Here is a 20,416-nt window from a genome sequence, read left to right on the forward strand (position 1 = left end):
TGTATAGACGGGTCTGCTATATTGAAGACGTAGACCCTGTTTTTTTATTTATATTTTAAGGATGCTGATATGAGCAAGGACAAAACCTGGTCAGGCCGTTTTAACGAACCTGTTTCCGAGCTGGTCAAAAAATATACCGGCTCGATTGATTTTGACAAACGACTGGCAGAATGGGACATCCAAGGCTCGCTGGCACACGCGCAAATGCTGACACAGTCGGGCGTTTTGAGCGAAGACGACCTCTCCGCCATCCGTCAGGGTATGGCCGAGATTATAGCAGAAATCAAGGAAGGAACGATTTCCTGGTCGCTGGATTTGGAAGATGTCCACATGAACATCGAACGCCGCCTCACCAACAAAATCGGCGACGCCGGCAAACGCCTGCACACCGGCCGCAGCCGCAACGACCAAGTCGCTACCGACATCCGCCTGTGGCTGCGCGATCAAATTACCGTTATTCAAAGCCTGATTCAAAACCTTCAGACGGCCTTGGTTGATTTGGCAGAACAAAACGCCACAACCGTCATGCCCGGTTTCACCCATCTGCAAGTCGCCCAGCCCGTCAGCTTCGGGCATCACATGCTCGCCTACGTCGAAATGCTCGGCCGCGATTTCGAGCGCATGGCCGACTGCCGCAAACGCGTCAACCGTATGCCGCTCGGCGCCGCCGCGCTGGCCGGTACCACCTACCCGATTCAACGCGAAATTACCGCCGAGCTGTTGGGCTTTGAGCAAATCTGCCAAAACTCGCTCGATGCCGTGTCTGACCGCGATTTTGCCATTGAGTTCACCGCCGCCGCTTCCCTGATTATGGTTCACCTGAGCCGCCTTTCCGAAGAATTGATTTTGTGGATGAGCCCGCGTTTCGGCTTTATCGATATTGCCGACCGTTTCTGCACCGGCTCGTCCATCATGCCGCAGAAGAAAAATCCCGACGTGCCCGAACTGGTGCGCGGCAAATCCGGTCGCGTGATTGGCCACCTTATCGGCCTGGTTACCCTGATGAAATCGCAACCTTTGGCATACAACAAAGACAATCAGGAAGACAAAGAGCCGCTGTTTGACACTGCCGACACGCTTATCGACACGCTGCGGATTTACGCCGACATGATGCGCGGCGTAACCGTCAAACCCGACAATATGCGCGCCGCCGTCATGCAGGGTTTTGCAACGGCTACCGACTTGGCGGACTACTTGGTGAAAAAAGGCATGCCTTTCCGCGACAGCCACGAAGTCGTTGCCCAGGCCGTGCGCCATGCCGATGAAGCAGGTGTTGATTTGAGCGAATTGCCGCTCGAAGTCCTGCAAGGTTTCAGCAGTTTGATTGCCGACGATGTGTACACTGTTCTGACACCCGAAGGCAGCTTAAACGCGCGCAACCACTTGGGCGGCACCGCGCCTGAACAAGTCCGTTTCCAAATTAAACGCTGGCGTGAATTGTTGGCTTAAACCCATCTAAACACATAATAAAAGGCCGTCTGAAAATTTTCAGACGGCCTTTTGATTACCTGTGTTACACTCAACCTCACAATAAAAACAGATAAAACCCAAACTTACCTTCAAACGAGAAAACACGCCTCCTGACTTTGCCACCCATTCAAACAAAGGAGCGAGGATGAAAAACATTGTCGTGAAATTGGCTATGATCTGCCTATTCAGCGGCTGCTATGCCGTATTCGTCGCCTGGAAAAATGGCGGATTCAGCCAGCTCCATGATTTCCAAGCAATAGAGCGCAACGGCATGAGCGCATACCTTCATCAAACCTCCGCCGCCACCATGCAGGCTGAAAAAAACGAGCTGTCGATTTTGCAAAACAACCAAAACAGCTTAGCCTCTTGCGTCGGCATTGAATCTTTATGCGAATACGCCAAACCGGGCATCTGGGTTGAGCATGCCAAATTCTTACAACACAAGGACACGGGCAAATTGTTGGTACTTTCGTTGGACTATTTGGAAAACAATGACACCGCAAAAGCCCTACACAACCGCTATTCTGCATCGCTCCTACCTCAAGCAGACAGAACGGAAGCGTGGCATTACGCCTGGCGTACATTTTTGAGCTCAATAATGTTTCTAATGGTCGTCAATCTGACGCCAATGATTTTTGCCCTATTTGAACAAAAGACAAGCGCAGCATAAAAACATGCCGTCTGAACACATTTTCAGACGGCATGTTTCATTATTAAAGCTTAACGCGGATGAACCATATCGGCAGGAACGACCAATTCGTCAAACTCTTCGCCTGTCAGCAAGCCCAATTCGATGGCGGTTTCGCGCAACGATTTGTCATTTTTATAGGCGGTTTTGGCGACTTTGGCGGCGTTTTCGTAGCCGATTTTGCGGTTTAACGCAGTAACCAGCATCAAGGAATGGTGCAGGAAATAGTCGATTTTTTCCGGTACGGGTTCGATGCCGACGGCGCAGTTTTCGTTGAAGCTGTTGCACGCATCACCCAACAGGCGGATGGATTGCAAGAGGTTGTAAGCGATAACGGGCATATAGACGTTCAGCTCGAAATTGCCCGACGCGCCCGCCATTCCGATGGTGACGTCGTTGCCGAACACTTGGCAGCACACCATGGTCATTGCTTCGCATTGGGTCGGGTTGACTTTGCCCGGCATGATGGACGAACCCGGCTCGTTTTCGGGGATTTTGATTTCACCCAAACCGCAACGCGGACCGCTTGCCAGCCAGCGGATGTCGTTGGCGATTTTGTTCAGGCTTGCCGCCAGCGTTTTCAGTGCGCCCGAAGCGGCAACGGCGGCATCGCGTCCGCCCAAGGCTTCAAATTTATTCGGCGCGCTGACAAACGGCAGGCCGGACAGTTCGGCAAGTTTGGCGGCGGCTTTTTCGGCGTATTCGGGATGGCTGTTCAAACCCGTGCCGACTGCCGTGCCGCCCAAAGCAAGTTCATACAAATCTTTAAGCGCATCGTTCAGACGGCCTAAACCGTGATCAAGCTGGGAAACATATCCGGAAAACTCTTGTCCTAAAGTCAACGGCGTCGCGTCCTGCAAATGGGTACGGCCGATTTTGACAATGGGGGCAAATTCTTTGGCTTTTTTGTCCAATGTGTCGCGCAGGGCTTTTACTGCCGGAATAAGGTGGCGGTTGATTTCAATCGCGGCGGCGACGTGGATGGCGGTCGGGAACGCGTCGTTGGTCGATTGCGCGTGGTTCACATGGTCGTTGGGATGGACGGGCTGATACGCCGCCAAACCCGTACCGGCGATTTCGTTGGCGCGGTTCGCCAGCACTTCGTTCATGTTCATATTGGACTGCGTACCGGAGCCGGTCTGCCAAACCACTAAAGGAAACTGCCCGTCGAGCTTGCCGTTCAACACGTCGTCCGCCGCCTGCGTAATCAAATCCGCCTGCTCAGGCTTAATCCTACCGATGGAAACATTGGTGGCGGCTGCGGCTTTTTTCACCAGCGCCAAAGCATAAATCAACGGCTGCGGCAGGGTTTCGCCACCGATTTTGAAATTGTTGCGGCTGCGCTGGGTCTGCGCGCCCCAATAGGCTTCGGACGGGACTTCGACATTGCCCATGGTGTCGTGTTCGGTACGGGTACTCATGCGTTTCTCCTATATTTAAACAGAAATAATAATGATTCGTAAATTTATTATACCCAGCAAAAGGCCGTCTGAAAAGAGAGAGGTTTTCAGACGGCCTTTTGCTTTATCAACCTGAAATATTAATAGAAGATAAAACCCGATTGCAGAATTAAATACAACCTGCGCCGCCACTCCCCTCTTCTAAAAATTTTCCTCCTTGCCGATTTGTGTTCTACGCTAGGTATTTATCGACAATAAATACCTTATCGTTTCTTTACTTTGTTTTTCTCCAAGAGCATAATGAATAAAAATGATTATCAGGAGATGAAGATGAAACGAAAACATTTGGTTTACCTGTTAATGAGCAGTTTTGCCGCCACAAACGGCTTTGCCGAAACCTTGGCAGACTCTGATGAAATCCAGCCTGTCAAAACCTTTTCCCCTCCCAAACCGATTGCTCCGACCGCTGCACAAGGCTATTTCCCCGAAAACCAATTCGACCGCACCGACCGCAGCGATCATTACTTTGTTACCGAAAACATAGATCAAGCCTTCCGTCCGCTGAAAGCAAACAGCGGCTTTTACGGCAAAAGCTTTTACAATTCCGTTACCGCGCAAGCGCGCGGGGCGAAAGTGTACGGCGTGGCCAACTTCAATCACACCAAAGCCAACGGCTATAAAGACGGCGACGGCAATCAGACCGATTGGAAATACAGCCGTTTCAATCAAGCTTTGGTACTCGGTTTCGTGCCGTCTGAAAACCAGGAATACCGCCTCACCTACCTACACGACGACATCAACAACGACCGCCAGCCGCAGTTCGTCAACGACGCATTGGATACCGAACGCCATATCGCCAAACTCAACGCGCGTTGGGGCAATGCCGATTTGAGCAATACGGTCAGCGCGGAAGCGGGCGTCATCAAACTCAAACGCCACGCCGACAATTACTCCCTGCGCCCAAACAACACGCCGCAGCAAGTGTTCGTAGAACTTGACCGCAAAGTATATGATTTCTCGCTCAAACACGATGCGGACTTCGGCAAATTTCACAACACCGCCGCCGTCAGCTACCGCAACGACAGCCAAAACGGCGAGCGCAACACCCACACCGCCATGCGTGACTTCCTCAACGGCTACCGTTTCGCCGATGTACACCTCGACCGCTGGCGCATCGCCGATACCTTGTCTTACAAATTTGACGACCAACATAAACTGGGCTTGGGCTTAAGCTACGAAATCAACGAAGCGGACGTTCGCAAAAATACGGCGCAGCCTGCCCATCCGATGAACCGCAACCTTGCCTTCGCCTCATCACAACAAATCTGGAAAACCCATTACGGCTACGACTTCAACGGCAAAGTGCGCCGTCATGCTTTGTCGGGCGAACTCAAATACGATTTCACGCCGTCTGAAACGCAAAAATACAGCGTTTCCCTTGCTCACTTAGAACGCATCGGCGACAACACCGAACGCTTCAACTCGCTTGCCGCCATCGTGCAAAACCGCATGAACGGCGCGCTGATGAACCGAACCCCAGCCGCCGCCATCGCAGGCAATCCCCTACTGAAAACCGAAAAACACAACCGCATCAAGCTCACCGCCGACAGCCGCAACGACTACTACAACGGCTATATGAACTCGCTCGCAGGCGCAGGCTGGAACGTGGGCGGCACGCTTGTGGCGGACAAAGTCAAAGACTTGATTATTTTTGACCGCGCCCACGGACAAAGCGGCACGGCTTCCAAAGGCGGCGGCATCATCACACGCAACGTGGACGCACGATTGTTTACCGCGCAGGCCTACGCGCGTTACAACTTCAATCCACATTGGGCGGCAGGCATCAAAGCCGCCTACAACTACGGACACAACGAAACTGACGGCAGGCCGCTCTATCAAATCCGTCCGTTTGAAGCCGCCGTCCAAGCCGACTACAAAAACTACTTTGCCTACGGCAGCTACAACATCGGCACCGCAACACGCTTTGTCGCCAAACAAACGCGCGGCGATTTTGACGCGGCAAGCGGTCTGGGCATAGACAAACGCGAAGCCGCCAAAGGCTTTACCGTTGCCGACGTATACGCAGGCGTAAACATCAAAGACAAATACGGCTTGCGCTTGGGCGTGAACAACGTGTTCAACAAAAAATACGCCGAATACATCAGCGGCGACCACGTCCTCGCCCTGTCGCCCAGCGTGGTGTATGCACCGGGCAGGACATATTGGTTGAGTTTGCATGCGGCTTTTTAAAATCAGGCCGTCTGAAAGAATGCCTACACTGGCTTATTAAGAATTAGGAGATAAAAAATGGACATGAAAAGACGTGATTTCTTAAAAATGACCGCCGCGCTGGCAGCCGCAGGCGTTTCGCCTTCATTGTTGGCAGCCGGTAAAGAACAATTTACCGTATACGGCGCACCGGCGATGCCCAGCGTTACCATCGCCGTAGCGGCGTTGCAAGGCAAGCTGGCGAAGCAGGCGGATGTATCGCTGAAAATTTGGCGTTCGCCCGACCAACTGCGTGCAGGCGTAGCAAGCGGACAATTTAAAGTCATGATGAGCCCGAGCAATGTCGGTGTAAACCTGCGCAACCAAGGGCAGAAAGTCGGCATGGTGAATATTTTAACCAACGGCATCACGCAGCTGATGTGCAAAGGTAGCGCGATTACCTCGCCGCAGGATTTGGTCGGCAAAAAAATCCTTGTGCCGTTTAAAAACGACATGCCCGACATCGTGCTGCAAGCCTTGTTGAAAAAACTGAAAATCGACGCACACAAAGTCGGCATCACTTACACCGCCACGCCGCCCGAAGCAGTCGGCCTATTTTTGAGCAAGGACTACCACGCCGCCATCCTGCCTGAACCGATGGCAACCGCCAGCCTGCTTAAAGGCAAAACCATGGGTGTAAACGTCGTGCTCGGTTTTGATTTGGTAAAAGCATGGGGACAGGCGTTTGACACCAAACCGCTGATTCCGATGGCAGGCATCATCGCCAACGAAGAATATTTCCACGCACACAAAGCGCAGTTCGACATCTTCCATCAGGATTTGAAAAACGCACTCAACTGGATACTGGCCAACCGCCAAAGCGCGGCGAAAATCGGCAAAAACTACCTCCCCGCCCCCGAACCCGCCCTAGTCATAGGCTTGGACGGCGCGCGGCTGACGGTAACCAAAGGCAGCGAAGTGAAGAACGAGATTTTGAAATTTTACGAAATCCTGATGCAGTTCAACCCGAAACTTTTGGGCGGCAAGCTGCCGGATAATGGGTTCTTCTTGGCTTAAAATGGGAGAAAGGCCGTCTGAAAGTGTAGAATAATTGCGGGTATTTATTCAATCTTCTATTTTTCAGACGGCCTTTTAGATAATGCATGGAACTGTACACAAATATTTTAAAAATTCAGAACTATCGGTTAAGTTCTCAAACTCAAAAAAACCATTAAACTTGTGCGAAATGTTGCATCATGATACAACCTGCTAGTTAATTAGAAATATTTTACAGGTGATTTTATGATTATAAAAATGCAAAGAACTTTTTATCCTGTAGGACAAGGAGGATTTTATAGTGAAACATTTACAACAAAAAATAAAAAATTCAATGTAATATATGATTGCGGCTCAGTATCAAGCAATGTTAATCCAGTAATTTCAAGTAGTTTTAATAAAAATGAAAATATAGATATTTTATTTATTTCTCACTTTGATAGTGACCATGTTAATAAAATTGATATTTTAAAAAAAAGTGTACATCAAATTAGAACAGTAATTATGCCTTTACTTTCAAATACGTGTAGATCTATCCTAATTTCAGTCTACAAGGCATTAGGCAAAGATTATGAAAATTCTTTAAAAATTATCAGCAATCCAAATGACTTCTTTGGAGAAGGAACGAAAATTATTCATATTGAAGAGGATGCTGTTGATATAGATGACAATTCCAATCAGGAAATATATGATATAACTAAAATTATTGAAGATGAATCAAAATTTAAGAGTGGAAAAAATATTAGCTTTTCTATTAACACACAGAGCTTTTGGATTTATAAACCATACAACTACAAAGACAAAACAAGATATAAAGAATTAATAAGAGAATTTAGAAAAAACAGTATATCAATAAAAGAATTAAAAAATATTGACTACACAAATAAAAATATAAAAAAAATTAGAGATTGCTATAAGAAAATAAGTGGAAATATTAATCAAAATTCATTAGTTTTATATTCTAACATCATTCCAAATAATTTAAATAAGAATTTAATGAGTAAATGTTTTATATTCCACTCATATTGGTTTAATCAGTTTTGTTTTCATCCTCTGAATGATCAGCTCAATATTGGATGTATTTACACTGGTGATGTTGACTTAAAAACAATTGGTAATGACTTTATAGCGAAGATAAAAGGGGATAAATATTATCTACCAATTAATACAATACAAGTTCCACATCATGGCAGCAAAAATGGATTTGATATTGACTTCTTCAACGACTTTAGTGAAGGATGGCGTAGAATAATCTCTCCAATATCATTTGGTTCAAAGAATCTATATGGACATCCATCAAGTACGGTCATTACACAGTTAACTTCGGATTACCATTTACCTGTTTATGTTACGGATGATAAGAGAGATTTGTTTACCCAAGTTTTTAAGTTTAAAGTTTGACAACCGTAGGTTAGCTTTACCGCAGTTGTAACCTGTCAAAATACCAAACCAAAGTCGTCTGAAAAACACCAATTGAGAAACTAAGCCGTTTTGCCGGATTACAGTGTTCTGTATAGCCCAGCCTTTCCTTTTCAGACGGCCTATCATCCCCAAACCTTCCCCACCAACCAACACACAAACCATGATTAAAACCGACAAAATCCGCAAACCGCAGCCTGCGGTGTTTTACATCATTGACTACCTTTGGAGCGGCTTTGCCGGTCTGAGTGTGGCGATGGTGGTGGTGGCGTTGTGGGCGTGGGGCAGTGCCGTGTTCGGTGAGTTTATGCTGCCTGCGCCGGTGGAGGTGTTTCAAAAGTCTTTGGATTTATTGAAACATTTTCAGGAAAACGAAATCGGGATTTCGCTGTGGCGGTCGGTGGTGGGCATTTCGGTTGCGCTGGCGGCGGGATTGGCGGCGGGGCTGGTGGCGGGCAGTTTTAAGACGGCGATGGCGTTGCTCAAGCCTGTGATTACGGTTTTGTTGGCGATGCCGCCGATTATTTGGGTGGTGATGGCGTTGTTTTGGTTTGGTTTCGGCAATCCGAGCGTGTTGTTTACCATCATTGTGTTGGTTGCGCCGCTGACGTTTGCGAGTGCGGCGGTCGGGATGGCGAGCGTGAACAAGCAGCATGAGGAGTTGTTTGACGCTTATAAATTAGGCCGTCTGAAAAAAATCCGTTATCTGTATATCCCGCATCTGACGGGCTATGTGATTTCCAGCATCGGCGTGGCGGTGGCGATGGGGGTGAAGGTGGTGATTATGGCTGAACTCTTGGGTGCGAGCGAAGGTGTGGGCGCGCGGATTGCGGACGCAAGGGCGATGCTGGAGACTTCGACGGTGATGGCTTATGTGGTGCTGGTTATCGTGTTTGTGTCGCTGTTTGAATACCTTATTACCAAGCCTTTGGAAATTTTGTTTATGCCGTGGAGGAGATGATGCTCTGTCTTGAAAACGTGCGTTTTGAAATTCTCCGCGACCCCATCGTGCGCGATTTCAGTTTGAACCTGCAACATGGCGAAGTGAAGGCTTTGTTCGGACCGAGCGGCTGCGGCAAGACGACGGTTTTGCGGCTGATTGCGGGCTTGGAAACGCCGAAATCGGGCACGATACGCAATACTTTCCGCAAAACGGGTTTTCTGTTTCAGGAAAACCGCCTGCCTGAAAACCTGACCGCGATGCAGAATATCGCGATTTTTATGGACAAACCCGATGAAGGCGAAATCATCGCGCTGGCAGCGAAAGTCGGGCTGACTGCGGGCGATTTGAACAAATATCCGACCGAATTGTCCGGCGGCATGGCGAAACGGGTAGCGTTTTTGCGCCTGCTGCTGTGCGGCTGCGACCTTGCCTTGCTGGACGAGCCGTTTGTCGGTTTGGACCGCGATTTGCGCGATATTTTGGTCGCCATGCTGGTGGAAAAAATCGAGCGGCAGGACATGGCGTGTATGCTGGTAACGCACGACCGCTTCGAAGCCGCACGCCTGAGCCATGAAATCATGCTGCTTTCCGCTAAGGGCATGAACGTGCAAAACGTAATTACCCTGCCCTCGCCGCTGTCCGAACGCGATTCGGCTTTTGAAGAAGCCGTGGTGGCAAGGGAGTTTCAGGGGATTCGTTATTATGAATGATACGGGCATTTGAGTATCTGACGAACCTTGCGGTTCGTTTCCCTAACCCTCTCCCACGGGGCGAGGGCCAGGGAGAGGGTAAGCAAGCCGCAGGCTTGCCTCTTTAGCGAAAGATACGAATCTGTTATCCGAACGCGATTCGGTTTTTGAAAAAGCCGTGGTGCCAAGGAGGCAGGGGATTCATTATGAGGTGCTTTATGTTTTCGACTGTGATTACTGCTGCTGTTTTATATATTGCTACAGCAGTAGATTTGTTGGTAATACTATTAATATTTTTTGCTAGAGCAAATACTAGAAAAGAATATCGAGATATTTATATCGGACAATATTTAGGTTCTGTAATTTTAATATTAGTTAGTCTATTTCTAGCTTTTGTTTTGAATTATGTTCCGGAAAAATGGGTGTTGGGTTTATTAGGTTTAATACCGATTTACTTAGGTATTAAAGTTGCTATTTACGACGATTGTGAGGGCGAAAAAAGAGCTAAAAAAGAATTGGATGAAAAAGGGTTGTCAAAATTAGTCGGTATTGTTGCTTTGGTTACAGTTGCTAGTTGTGGTGCAGATAATATTGGACTTTTTGTTCCTTACTTTGTGACTTTAGATCTTGTCGACTTATTAGTTACTCTTCTTGTATTTTTAATATTGATTTTTGTTTTAGTATATACAGCACAAAGATTGGCTAATATTTCAGGTGTTGGTGAAATTATAGAGAAGTTTAGTCGTTGGATAATGGCTGTTATTTATATTGGTTTAGGGTTATTTATTATTATTGAAAATAATACAATTCGAACAATAATATCAATAATATGAATGATACGGGCATTTGAGTATCTGACAAACCTTGCGGTTCGTTGCCCTCTCCCTAACCCTCTCCCCGTGGGAGAGGGTTAGGGAGAGGGCAAGCAGGCCACAGGCTTGCCTCTTTGGCAAAAGATACGGCCCTGTCCACCCAATAAACCCATATCCGAAAGCATCTTCATGCAGAATCAAACCAAGCTATGAATAAATTTTTCACCCACCCCATGCGGCCATTTTTTGTCGGTGCGGCAGTACTTGCCATACTCGGCGCGTTAGTGTTTTTCATCAGCCCTAGTGCCGTCATTTTGCACCGCCAAATCTTCTTAGAACTTATGCTGCCTGCGGCATACGGCGGCTTCCTGACTGCCGCCATGCTCGAATGGACGGGCTATCAAGGCCGTCTGAAACCTGTTGCTACTTTGATGGCGGCATTGTTGCTCGCCGCATCCACCATACTGCCCTTTTCGCCGCAAACTGCCTCGTTTTTCGTTGCCGCCTATTGGCTGGTGTTGCTGCTGTTTTGCGCTTGGCTGATTTGGCTCGACCGCAACACTGACAACTTCGCCCTGTTAATGCTGCTCGCCGCGTTTACCGTTTTTCAGACGGCCTATGCCGTCAGCGGCGATTTAAACCTGCTGCGCGCGCAAGTGCATCTGAATATGGCGGCGGTCATGTTCGTATCCGTCCGCGTCAGCATTCTTTTGGGTGCGGAAGCCCTGAAAGAATGCCGTCTGAAAGACCCTGTTTTTATTCCAAATATCGTTTATAAAAACATCGCTATTACTTTCTTGCTGCTGCACGCCGCCGCCGAACTTTGGCTGCCAACGCAAACCGCCGGTTTTACCGCGCTTGCCGTCGGCTTTATCTTGCTTGCCAAGCTGCGTGAGCTTCACCATCACGAACTCCTGCGCAAACATTACGTCCGCACCTATTACCTGCTCCAACTTTTTGCTGCCGCAGGCTATTTGTGGACAGGTGCGGCGAAACTGCAAAATCTGCCCTCCTCTGCTCCATTACACCTGATTACCCTCGGCGGCATGATGGGCGGCGTGATGATGGTGTGGCTGACCGCCGGTCTGTGGCATAGCGGTTTTACCAAACTCGACTACCCCAAGCTCTGCCGCATTGCCGTTCCCCTGCTCTTTATGGCCGCCGTCTCGCGCACCTTTTTAATGAACGTGAACCCGATATTTTTCATTACCATCCCCGCGATTCTGACCATCGTCGTATTCGTACTGTATCTTTTCACATTTGTACCGATATTTCGGGAAAATGCGTTTACGGATGATCCGGAATAAAACAAAAGGCCGTCTGAAAGTTTCAGACGGCCTTGGTATTTAACTAAATGCTTTATTTGTTGGCGTTCAAATAAAGATTAATCAGACGTGTAGTCGAGCTGTCGTGTTTTTGCACTTCAGTCTCGCCGTTCAATTCGGCAAGAATGGTTTTGGCCAATTGTTTGCCGAGTTCTACGCCCCATTGGTCAAAGCTGTTGATGCCCCAAATAATGCCTTGGACGAAGGTTTTGTGTTCGTACATGGCAATCAGGCTGCCCATATTGCGCGGGTTGATTTTGTCCATGAGGATGAGGTTGGTCGGGCGGTTGCCGGAGAAGGTTTTGTGCGGAACCAGCTCCTCGATGCGCTCTGCTTCCATGCCTTGGGCTTTGAGTTCGGCGCGGACTTCGTCTGGGGTTTTGCCGCGCATAAAGGCTTCGGCTTGGGCAAAAACGTTGGCCAACAGGATTTCGTGATGGCCTTGCAAATTGCTGCGTTTCTCAAGGGAGGCGATGAGGTCAATCGGCGTGATGTGCGTACCTTGGTGCAGCAGTTGGAAAAATGCGTGCTGGCCGTTGATACCGGTTTCGCCCCAAATAATCGGGGAAGTTTCGTAACCGACCGGTTTGCCGTCAAGGGTCACTTGTTTGCCGTTGCTCTCCATGTCGAGCTGCTGGATGAATTTGGGCAGGCGGTGGAGGTGTTGGTCGTAAGGGGCGATGACGTGGCTGCCGCCGCCGTAGTAGTTGATGTACCAGATGCCGATGAGGGCGAGGATGACGGGCATGTTGCGCTCTAGCGGCGTATTGATGAAGTGTTGGTCCATCAGGTGCGCGCCGTTGAGCATTTCGATGAAGTTCTCTTCGCCGAGATACAGCATAATCGGCAGGCCGATGGCTGACCAGAGGCTGTATCGTCCGCCGACCCAGTCCCAAAATTCAAACATATTGGCGGTATCGATACCGAATTCGGCTACGGCTTTTTGGTTGGTCGATACGGCAACGAAGTGTTTGGCCACGGCGCTTTCATCGCCTGCATGATCCAAGAACCATTTACGCGCGGTCAGGGCGTTGGTCAGGGTTTCTTGGGTGGTGAAGGTTTTGGAGGCAATGATGAAGAGGGTGGTTTCAGGGTGGACTTTGGACAATACGTCGCGCAGTTGGGAGCCGTCCACGTTGGAGACGAAGTGCATGTTCAAACGCGGATGGCCGAATTGTTTGAGCGCGGTACACATCATCAGCGGACCGAGGTCGGAGCCGCCGATACCGATGTTGACGACGTCGGTGATGACTTGGTTGGTATAGCCCAACCAGCTGCCGCTGCGGACTTCGTGTGCAAATTCGCCCATGCGTTGCAGGACATGGTTGACTTTAGGCATCACATCTTCGCCGTCTACGACGATGGGGGCATTGGTGCGGTTACGCAGGGCAATGTGGAGAACGGCGCGGTTTTCGGTGGTATTGATTTTTTCGCCGTGGAACATTTGTTGCATCCGCTCCGGCACGCCTGCTTCACGCGCCAGCTCGAACAACAGTGCCATGGTTTCGTCGTTAATGCGGTTTTTGGAATAATCCAGCGTCAGGCCGCCAACCTGCAGCCAGTAACGCTCGGCACGTTCGGGATCTTGATCGAACATTTCGCGCATGTGTTGTTCTTTGGTTTCGTCAAAATGTATCCATAATTTTGACCAAGCCGGTAAATCGTGAAGGTGTTTCATCGGATGCTCTCCTGGATAGTGGACAGTTTTGTTGAGAAAACGGCCGTGAGGTCGTCTGAAACGGGAACGGTGTGGTTTCCGTTTTTTGAGGTTTCAGACGGCCTGGATATGAGGCGAGGCCGTCTGAAAATGTCAGTGAAGAATCAATCTTTATCGTATTCGATGTGTTTGTTGTGTATGCTTTTTTTACTTTTTTGCAGTTGCGTGCTGGCGGTATCGCCCAAGCGTAAGGCCAAGCCGATGGCAAGAATGTCGATAACGGCCAATTGCAGAAGGCGGGACACCATAGGCGTATAAAGCTCGGCATTTTCCTGAGTGGCAATGCTCAATACGCAGTCGGCCATTTGGGCCAACGGCGAATCATTGCGGGTCAGCGCGATAACGGATGCGCCGTTTTCTTTGGCGATACTGGCCGCATCCAGCAATTCGATAGACGAGCCGGTATTGGAAATCGCCACCAACACATCCTGCTCGGTCAATACGGAAGCCGCCATCAGCTGGGTATGCGTATCGACATAGGCAACGGTGGACATACCGAAGCGGAAGAATTTGTGTTGCGCATCTTGGGCAACGATGCCGGAATTGCCGACACCATAAAACTCAACGCGTCGCGCGTGCATCAGAATGGCAATCGCGTTTTCCAGCTCGGATTCTTTCAGGAAGCGGCGCTCGCCCAAGAGGGAGGCTGCGGCATTACCCAATACTTTTTCGACCACGCTGCTCATGTTGTCATCGGCGTTCAATTCTTCATGAACGTAAGGCATGCCTTCGTGGCCGATGCTGGCAGACAAAGCAAGTTTGAACTCAGGCAAGCCTTTGTAACCCAGGCTGCGGCAGAAACGGATTACTGTCGGCTGACTGACGGACGCACGCTCGGCGATTTCCGCCACGGCGGCATGAACGAACCATTTCGGCTCGGCCAGCGCAGATTCGGCAACTTTGCGTTCTGCACCGGAGAGGTTGGACAATGATTCGCTGATTTTGCTTAACATATACTCTACCCTTTGATTTTTTGACGTTCAGGACAAGGGTTTTCTCCACCCCTGCCCTGCACCGCCGTTTGTGTGTTTAAACGTTATTTAAATGATTGTCTAATGCCGCCGCTGCGCCGACGATGCCTGGAAACTCGCTCAATACGACATACACGGGAATAGCGGCAAGATAAGCCTCAAAGCGGCCTTTATTTTCAAAGCGGCTGCGGAACGGGGACGTTTTAAAGTAATCCAACACGCGCGGGATAATGCCGCCGCATAAATACACGCCGCCGCGCGCACCCAAAGACAAAGCCAAATTGGAAGCAACCGTACCCAGCATGGCGCAGAAAATATCCAAAGTCTGACGGCAAAGCGGAGAAGTCCCGCTCAATGCCTTATCGGTAATTTCAGACGGCTTCAGACGGTATTGCTTGATGTTGTCGCGTTTGGCCAATGCTTCGTAAATCAGGCTCAAACCCGCGCCGCTCAAGAAACGCTCGGCGGAAACATGGCCGTATTTGTTTTTAGCGTATTGCCAAATCAACACTTCCATATCGTCAAACGGCGGAAAGCTGGTATGGCCGCCCTCGCCTGACAAAGCCACCCAGCCTGCGGCGCTGTGCACCAAACCGCTGACACCCAAACCTGTACCCGGGCCGATGACGGCTTTAGGCGCAAATTCGATGGGCTTTTGCCCGCCGATTTGTACCAGGTCTTTCTTTTCGGTTTTGGTCACGGCCAAAGCTTGGGCGGTAAAGTCGTTCAACAGAATCAAGGTTTCCAAACCCAAAGCCTGACGGGTGGTCTCGATGGAAAACGCCCAGTGGTGGTTGGTCATTTGCACCCAGTCGCCCAAAATCGGATTGGCAATCGCAAAGGCGGCGTGCAAAACTTTCGGACTGCCTGCGCGTTCCAAATAAGTTTTGGCGGCATCAACAACGGTATCGTAATCTTTACAAGGTAAAACTTCAGCCTTCTCAATCACTTGCGGGGCAGTTTCAAGCGCAAAACGGGCATTCGTACCGCCGATGTCGGCGACCAGGCGGGGATAAGCTTCAGTGTGCATAGTAGACATGGCAGTTAATTCCTTGATGATTGAGAATCAGGCTGGTCGGATATTCGGTATCGGCCCTTGCGGCAGCTTTATCAAATACTGCTTTTTTCTCTGCGCCTTGAATGGCCAAAAACACATTCGGCGTTTTGGCAATCGCACCCAAAGTCATGCTTACGCGCTCATGCGGCGCGGTAACCGGCGTGGTATGAATCAATGTCGGGTCATCGGCTTCATTGATTGCGGCCTGTAATTGAGGTGCTTGAGGGAACAACGACGCCGTATGTCCGTCTGAACCCATGCCCAACACCAGCACGTCAGGTTGCTTGTAATGTTTCAATGCGTAAGCAACGACAACTTCAGGTTGTAATTCAGTTTCAGATTTTCCGTCTTCAACAACTGGAATCCATGTAGCAACGGCCGCGTTATTTTTGAGCAAATATTCGCGCACCAGGCCCGTATTGCTGTCGGCATGCGTGGTCGGGACAATACGCTCGTCCACCAAAGTGATGCCGACATTTTGCCAATTTAAATCTTTTTGCGACAAAGCTTCGAAAAACGCAATCGGCGAACGACCGCCGGAAACGGCCAAAACCGCATGGCCTTTCTCATTCAACGCGGCTTGCAATGCAGCGGCAACGGCATCGGCGAGAGCTTGCGCGGCAGTTGCAGCGTTTTCTTGTTCGTGCCAAACAAACATGTTTCGTCCTTTCATGGTTTCAGACGGCCTTTTGTTGGAAAACAAGGCCGTCTGAAAGAAAAATTATTGCTCTTCGTGCCACTTGTTGCCGTCACGGGCCAACAGCGCGCGTGCAGCTTCAGGACCCCAAGAATGGGCTTCGTAAGCATGTGGAGGCGTTGTATTGTTCGCCCAGTTTTCCAAAATCGGCATCACATATTCCCAAGCGGCTTCGAGTTCGTCGCGGCGGTTGAACAAAGCGAGTTTGCCGTTAATTACATCCAGCAGCAGGCGCTCATAAGCCTCGGCGCGGCGGCCCTCTACGGCTGTACCCAAGTCCACGCCAATCGGCGTAACTTCAACTTTGTTGCCTGCACCCGGGGTTTTCACTTGAGTGTAAAGGCGGACGGATTCGGTCGGTTGTAGTTCAATAACCAAACGATTCGGCGCAGGTTGGCTGTTGTCAAAAATATGGTTTTGCAGCGGACGGAAGTTCAACACGATTTCCGCCACTTTGCCTGCCATGCGTTTGCCGGTACGCAGATAGAAAGGTACGCCTTTCCAACGCTCGTTTTCGATTTCGGCTTTGATGGCGACATAGGTTTCAGTAAAGCTGTCTTGCGGAACGTTGACTTCTTCCAGATAGCCGTTCATGCCGTTTGCTGCAACATATTGGCCGCGAATAACATTTTCGTTAACGGATTCGATGGTCAGCGGTTTCAGAGATTTGATGACTTTCACTTTCTCGTCGCGCACGGCATCGGCATCCAAGCTCGCCGGAGCTTCCATCGCAGTCATACAAAGCATTTGCATCAAGTGGTTTTGCACCATATCGCGTAATGCGCCAGTAATGTCGTAAAACTCGCCGCGCTCTTCCACGCCCAACTGTTCGGCGATGGTCAGCTGTACGCTTTCAATATATTTGTTGTTCCACAAAGGCTCGAACATCACATTGGCAAAACGCAAGGCCAGCAAGTTTTGCAGGCTTTCTTTACCTAAATAATGGTCGATACGGTAGATTTGTTCTTCTTTGAAATAACGGGCCACATCTGTATTGATTTGCTGGGAAGAGGCCAAGTCCGTACCCAACGGTTTTTCCAAAACCACGCGCACGTTATCGGCATTCAAACCAATTTCGGCAAGGTTTTCACAGGCTTGTGCAAAGAATTTCGGCGCAGTTGAGAGATAGATCACGACATTTTCAGTATTCTTGCGTGCTTTTACCAAGTCGCCCAAGGCAATGAAATCGCCTTTCTCTGTAACATCGACTTTTAAATACTCGATACGTTGGATAAACGACGCCCACGCTTCATCTGAGAAGTTTTGTTTGACATGGATTTTAGAATTCGTTTCCACTTTGGCCAAAAAGCCGGCGGTATCCAATTCGCTGCGGCTTACGCCCAAAATACGACCTTCGGGATGAAGCAAACCGGCTACATGCGCCTGATACAGGCAAGGCAAAAGTTTACGCATTGCCAAATCGCCGGTCGCGCCAAACAACACCAAATCAAAATTTGTCTGTGTACTCATTGTTTCATCTCTCGTTGAGGAAGCTTGCTTCAAAACTTTTGGACTGTCGTCATCCATAAAAATCAATTAAAATCAAAAGCCTTTAAGCAATAAGCAGTAAAAAACCAATCGCCTGCACCAAAATTTCAAACAAGCGGGCTAATGAGTAGTAATACTACACATGGCTACAGATTTTGTCCATTCTCATTTTTACAAATTGTTTGATTTAACATAAAAGTTTGATGACTTTTGCAGCCCACCATTTTACGAATTGACCATACCTCGATTTAAATCAAATTTCTTCCACTTAGCGAATTATTTTGCAACAAAATTACAGAATTTGTACTATAATACACAGACGCTTCGAAGAGAAATCTTCAACATTTCAGACGGCACTCATTATTTATTCCCACAGCTCTAGGCCGTCTGAAAACACCCAATACAAAAATCAGAAACGCGCAAACAAAATCCCTATCATATCGTTTAGCCAGGAGACCGCACATGAACCCCACTCCTATTCACCCGAAACTCGCCGAAATTACCGAGCGCATCATCGAGCGCAGCCGCCCGACGCGTGAGAAATATTTGGCGAAAATCCGCAGCGCCAAACAGATGGGACGCTTAGAGCGCAACCAGCTCGGCTGCAGCAACTTGGCACACGGCTACGCCTCCATGCCTAAAAGCATCAAAATCGAAATGCTTCAGGAAACCGTCCCCAACTTAGGCATCATCACTGCCTACAATGATATGGTTTCCGCACACCAGCCGTTTAAAGACTTCCCCGACCAAATTAAAGACGAAGCACAAAAAAACGGCGCGACCGCCCAAGTCGCCGGCGGCACGCCCGCCATGTGCGACGGCATCACGCAAGGCTACGCCGGTATGGAATTGTCGCTGTTTTCCCGCGACGTGATTGCTATGAGTACCGCCATCGGTCTGTCGCACCAAATGTTTGACGGCGGCCTGTTTATGGGCGTATGCGACAAAATCGTACCGGGTTTGATGATTGGTGCGTTGTCGTTTGGCCATATCCCAGGCATCTTCGTCCCTGCAGGCCCGATGTCCAGCGGTATCGGCAATAAGGAAAAAGCCCGTACCCGCCAACTTTTCGCCGAAGGCAAAGTCGGCCGTGATGCCCTGCTTGAAAGCGAAATGGGTTCTTACCACAGCCCGGGTACTTGTACCTTCTACGGCACCGCCAACTCCAACCAAATGATGATGGAAATGATGGGCGTACACCTGCCTGCCGCCGCCTTCGTCCACCCTTACACCGACCTGCGCGAAGCCCTGACCCGCTACGCTGCCGGACACCTCGCGCGCGGCATTAAAAACGGTACCATCAAACCCTTGGGCGAAATGTTGACCGAAAAATCGTTCATCAACGCCCTGATCGGCCTGATGGCGACCGGCGGCTCGACCAACCACACCATGCACCTCGTTGCCATGGCGCGCGCCGCAGGCGTGATTTTGAACTGGGACGACTTTGATGAAATTTCTTCTATCATTCCATTGCTGATTCGTGTGTACCCCAACGGCAAAGCCGACGTGAACCACTTTACCGCTGCCGGCGGCCTGCCTTTCGTTATCCGCGAATTGCTGGACGCAGGCCTGTTGCACGACGATGTCGATACCGTCGTCGGACACGGCATGCGCCACTACACCAAAGAGCCTTTCCTCATCGACGGCAAACTCGAATGGCGCGAAGCCCCTGAAACCAGCGGCAATGAAGACATCCTGCGCAAAGCCGACAACCCGTTCTCCCCGGACGGCGGTCTGCGCCTGATGAAAGGCAACATCGGACGCGGCGTAATTAAAGTGTCCGCCGTGCGCGAAGGCTGCCGCATCATCGAAGCACCCGCCATCGTGTTCAACGACCAACGCGAAGTTTTGGCTGCATTTGAACGCGGCGAGTTGGAACGCGATTTTGTGTGTGTTGTCCGCTACCAAGGCCCGCGCGCCAACGGTATGCCCGAATTGCACAAACTGACCCCGCCTTTGGGCATTCTGCAAGACCGCGGCTTCAAAGTGGCGCTGCTGACCGACGGCCGTATGTCCGGCGCGTCCGGCAAAGTACCCGCGTCCATCCACATGACGCCCGAAGCCCTGATGGGCGGCAATATCGCCAAAATCCGTACCGGCGACCTGATCCGCTTCGACTCCGTTACCGGCGAACTCAATGTCCTAATTGACGAAGCCGAATGGAACGCCCGTGAAGTCGAACACATCGACTTGAGCGCGAACCAACAAGGCTGCGGCCGCGAACTCTTCGCCAACTTCCGCAGCATGACCAGCAGCGCAGAAACCGGTGCCATGAGCTTCGGCGGCGAATTTGCCTGATGTCCGTTTCAGACGGCCTTTTAAAACAGAAGGTCGTCTGAAAAATTATTGAAACTGTTTAAACGGACCAGACGCAGCGTGGGCTTTGCCCGCGAATAATCAACGTCTCCCATTTTTCAAAAAGGCCGTCTGAAAACCTAGCCCCTTCCCGTTTGACCTCAACAAAAATGCCCCTATC

Annotated in this window: 16 protein-coding genes; 10 read left to right on the forward strand and 6 right to left on the reverse strand. The window is 49.8% G+C overall.

What is annotated here, in order from left to right; all coding sequences use genetic code 11:
- Window positions 1–69: 69 nt before the first annotated feature.
- Complete coding sequence (gene argH, locus RRV97_RS06010) at window positions 70–1,449, forward strand: argininosuccinate lyase (protein ID WP_315611003.1); 1,380 nt, start codon at window positions 70–72, stop codon at window positions 1,447–1,449.
- Window positions 1,450–1,615: 166 nt separating this feature from the next.
- Complete coding sequence (locus tag RRV97_RS06015; protein WP_315611004.1) at window positions 1,616–2,140, forward strand: hypothetical protein; 525 nt, start codon at window positions 1,616–1,618, stop codon at window positions 2,138–2,140.
- 50 nt (window positions 2,141–2,190) lie between these two features.
- On the opposite strand, the gene fumC is transcribed toward RRV97_RS06015, so the two are convergent.
- Window positions 2,191–3,579, reverse strand: a complete 1,389-nt coding sequence (gene fumC / locus RRV97_RS06020; protein ID WP_315611005.1) for a class II fumarate hydratase — start codon at window positions 3,577–3,579, stop codon at window positions 2,191–2,193.
- 309 nt (window positions 3,580–3,888) lie between these two features.
- On the opposite strand from fumC, the gene RRV97_RS06025 reads away from it, so the two are divergent.
- The 7 genes from RRV97_RS06025 (at window position 3,889) to RRV97_RS06055 (ending at window position 11,992) form a co-directional block, all read left to right on the forward strand.
- Entirely contained in the window at window positions 3,889–5,808 is a 1,920-nt protein-coding gene (locus RRV97_RS06025) for a TonB-dependent receptor (protein WP_315611006.1), read from the forward strand.
- 57 nt (window positions 5,809–5,865) lie between these two features.
- Entirely contained in the window at window positions 5,866–6,843 is a 978-nt protein-coding gene (locus RRV97_RS06030) for an ABC transporter substrate-binding protein (RefSeq protein WP_315611007.1), read from the forward strand.
- A 225-nt stretch (window positions 6,844–7,068) separates the two neighbouring features.
- Window positions 7,069–8,223, forward strand: a complete 1,155-nt coding sequence (locus RRV97_RS06035; protein ID WP_315611008.1) for a hypothetical protein — start codon at window positions 7,069–7,071, stop codon at window positions 8,221–8,223.
- A 181-nt stretch (window positions 8,224–8,404) separates the two neighbouring features.
- Window positions 8,405–9,202 carry an ABC transporter permease gene (locus RRV97_RS06040; protein WP_009310823.1) on the forward strand — a complete coding sequence of 266 codons (798 nt, stop codon included), beginning with the start codon at window positions 8,405–8,407 and terminating at the stop codon, window positions 9,200–9,202.
- Window positions 9,202–9,894, forward strand: a complete 693-nt coding sequence (locus RRV97_RS06045; RefSeq protein ID WP_315612239.1) for an ATP-binding cassette domain-containing protein — start codon at window positions 9,202–9,204, stop codon at window positions 9,892–9,894. Before RRV97_RS06040 ends, RRV97_RS06045 begins: the two co-directional genes overlap by 1 nt.
- 197 nt (window positions 9,895–10,091) lie before the next feature.
- The gene (locus RRV97_RS06050) at window positions 10,092–10,706 is read left to right on the forward strand and encodes a CadD family cadmium resistance transporter (protein WP_167435446.1); all 615 of its coding nucleotides are present in this window, start codon (window positions 10,092–10,094) and stop codon (window positions 10,704–10,706) included.
- A 188-nt stretch (window positions 10,707–10,894) separates the two neighbouring features.
- On the forward strand, window positions 10,895–11,992 hold the full coding sequence (locus tag RRV97_RS06055) for an NnrS family protein (RefSeq protein WP_315611009.1): 1,098 nt from the start codon (window positions 10,895–10,897) through the stop codon (window positions 11,990–11,992).
- Between the two features lie 52 nt (window positions 11,993–12,044).
- Here the strand turns inward: RRV97_RS06055 and pgi are convergent, their stop codons facing one another.
- From pgi to zwf, 5 genes are all read right to left on the reverse strand, one after another.
- A complete protein-coding gene (gene pgi / locus RRV97_RS06060; protein WP_315611011.1) occupies window positions 12,045–13,688 on the reverse strand; it encodes a glucose-6-phosphate isomerase in 1,644 nt (547 codons plus the stop codon).
- A 143-nt stretch (window positions 13,689–13,831) separates the two neighbouring features.
- Window positions 13,832–14,680: a DNA-binding transcriptional regulator HexR gene (hexR, locus tag RRV97_RS06065; RefSeq protein ID WP_315611012.1), complete on the reverse strand. Its 849-nt coding sequence runs from the start codon at window positions 14,678–14,680 to the stop codon at window positions 13,832–13,834.
- Between the two features lie 76 nt (window positions 14,681–14,756).
- Window positions 14,757–15,737 (reverse strand): glucokinase, encoded by a 981-nt coding sequence (locus RRV97_RS06070; RefSeq protein WP_003745741.1) that lies wholly within the window; start codon window positions 15,735–15,737, stop codon window positions 14,757–14,759.
- Window positions 15,718–16,413 (reverse strand): 6-phosphogluconolactonase, encoded by a 696-nt coding sequence (gene pgl / locus RRV97_RS06075; protein ID WP_049322098.1) that lies wholly within the window; start codon window positions 16,411–16,413, stop codon window positions 15,718–15,720. The genes RRV97_RS06070 and pgl overlap by 20 nt, the downstream gene beginning before the upstream one ends.
- Before the next feature lie 63 nt (window positions 16,414–16,476).
- The gene (zwf, locus tag RRV97_RS06080) at window positions 16,477–17,922 is read right to left on the reverse strand and encodes a glucose-6-phosphate dehydrogenase (protein WP_315113280.1); all 1,446 of its coding nucleotides are present in this window, start codon (window positions 17,920–17,922) and stop codon (window positions 16,477–16,479) included.
- Between the two features lie 480 nt (window positions 17,923–18,402).
- Here zwf and edd point away from each other — a divergent pair, with 480 nt between their 5' ends.
- Window positions 18,403–20,238 (forward strand): phosphogluconate dehydratase, encoded by a 1,836-nt coding sequence (edd, locus tag RRV97_RS06085; protein ID WP_070849347.1) that lies wholly within the window; start codon window positions 18,403–18,405, stop codon window positions 20,236–20,238.
- The last annotated feature ends 178 nt before the right edge of the window (window positions 20,239–20,416 follow it).

The sequence above is a fragment of the Neisseria sp. DTU_2021_1001991_1_SI_NGA_ILE_055 genome, from assembly GCF_032342915.1.
Lineage (GTDB): Bacteria > Pseudomonadota > Gammaproteobacteria > Burkholderiales > Neisseriaceae > Neisseria.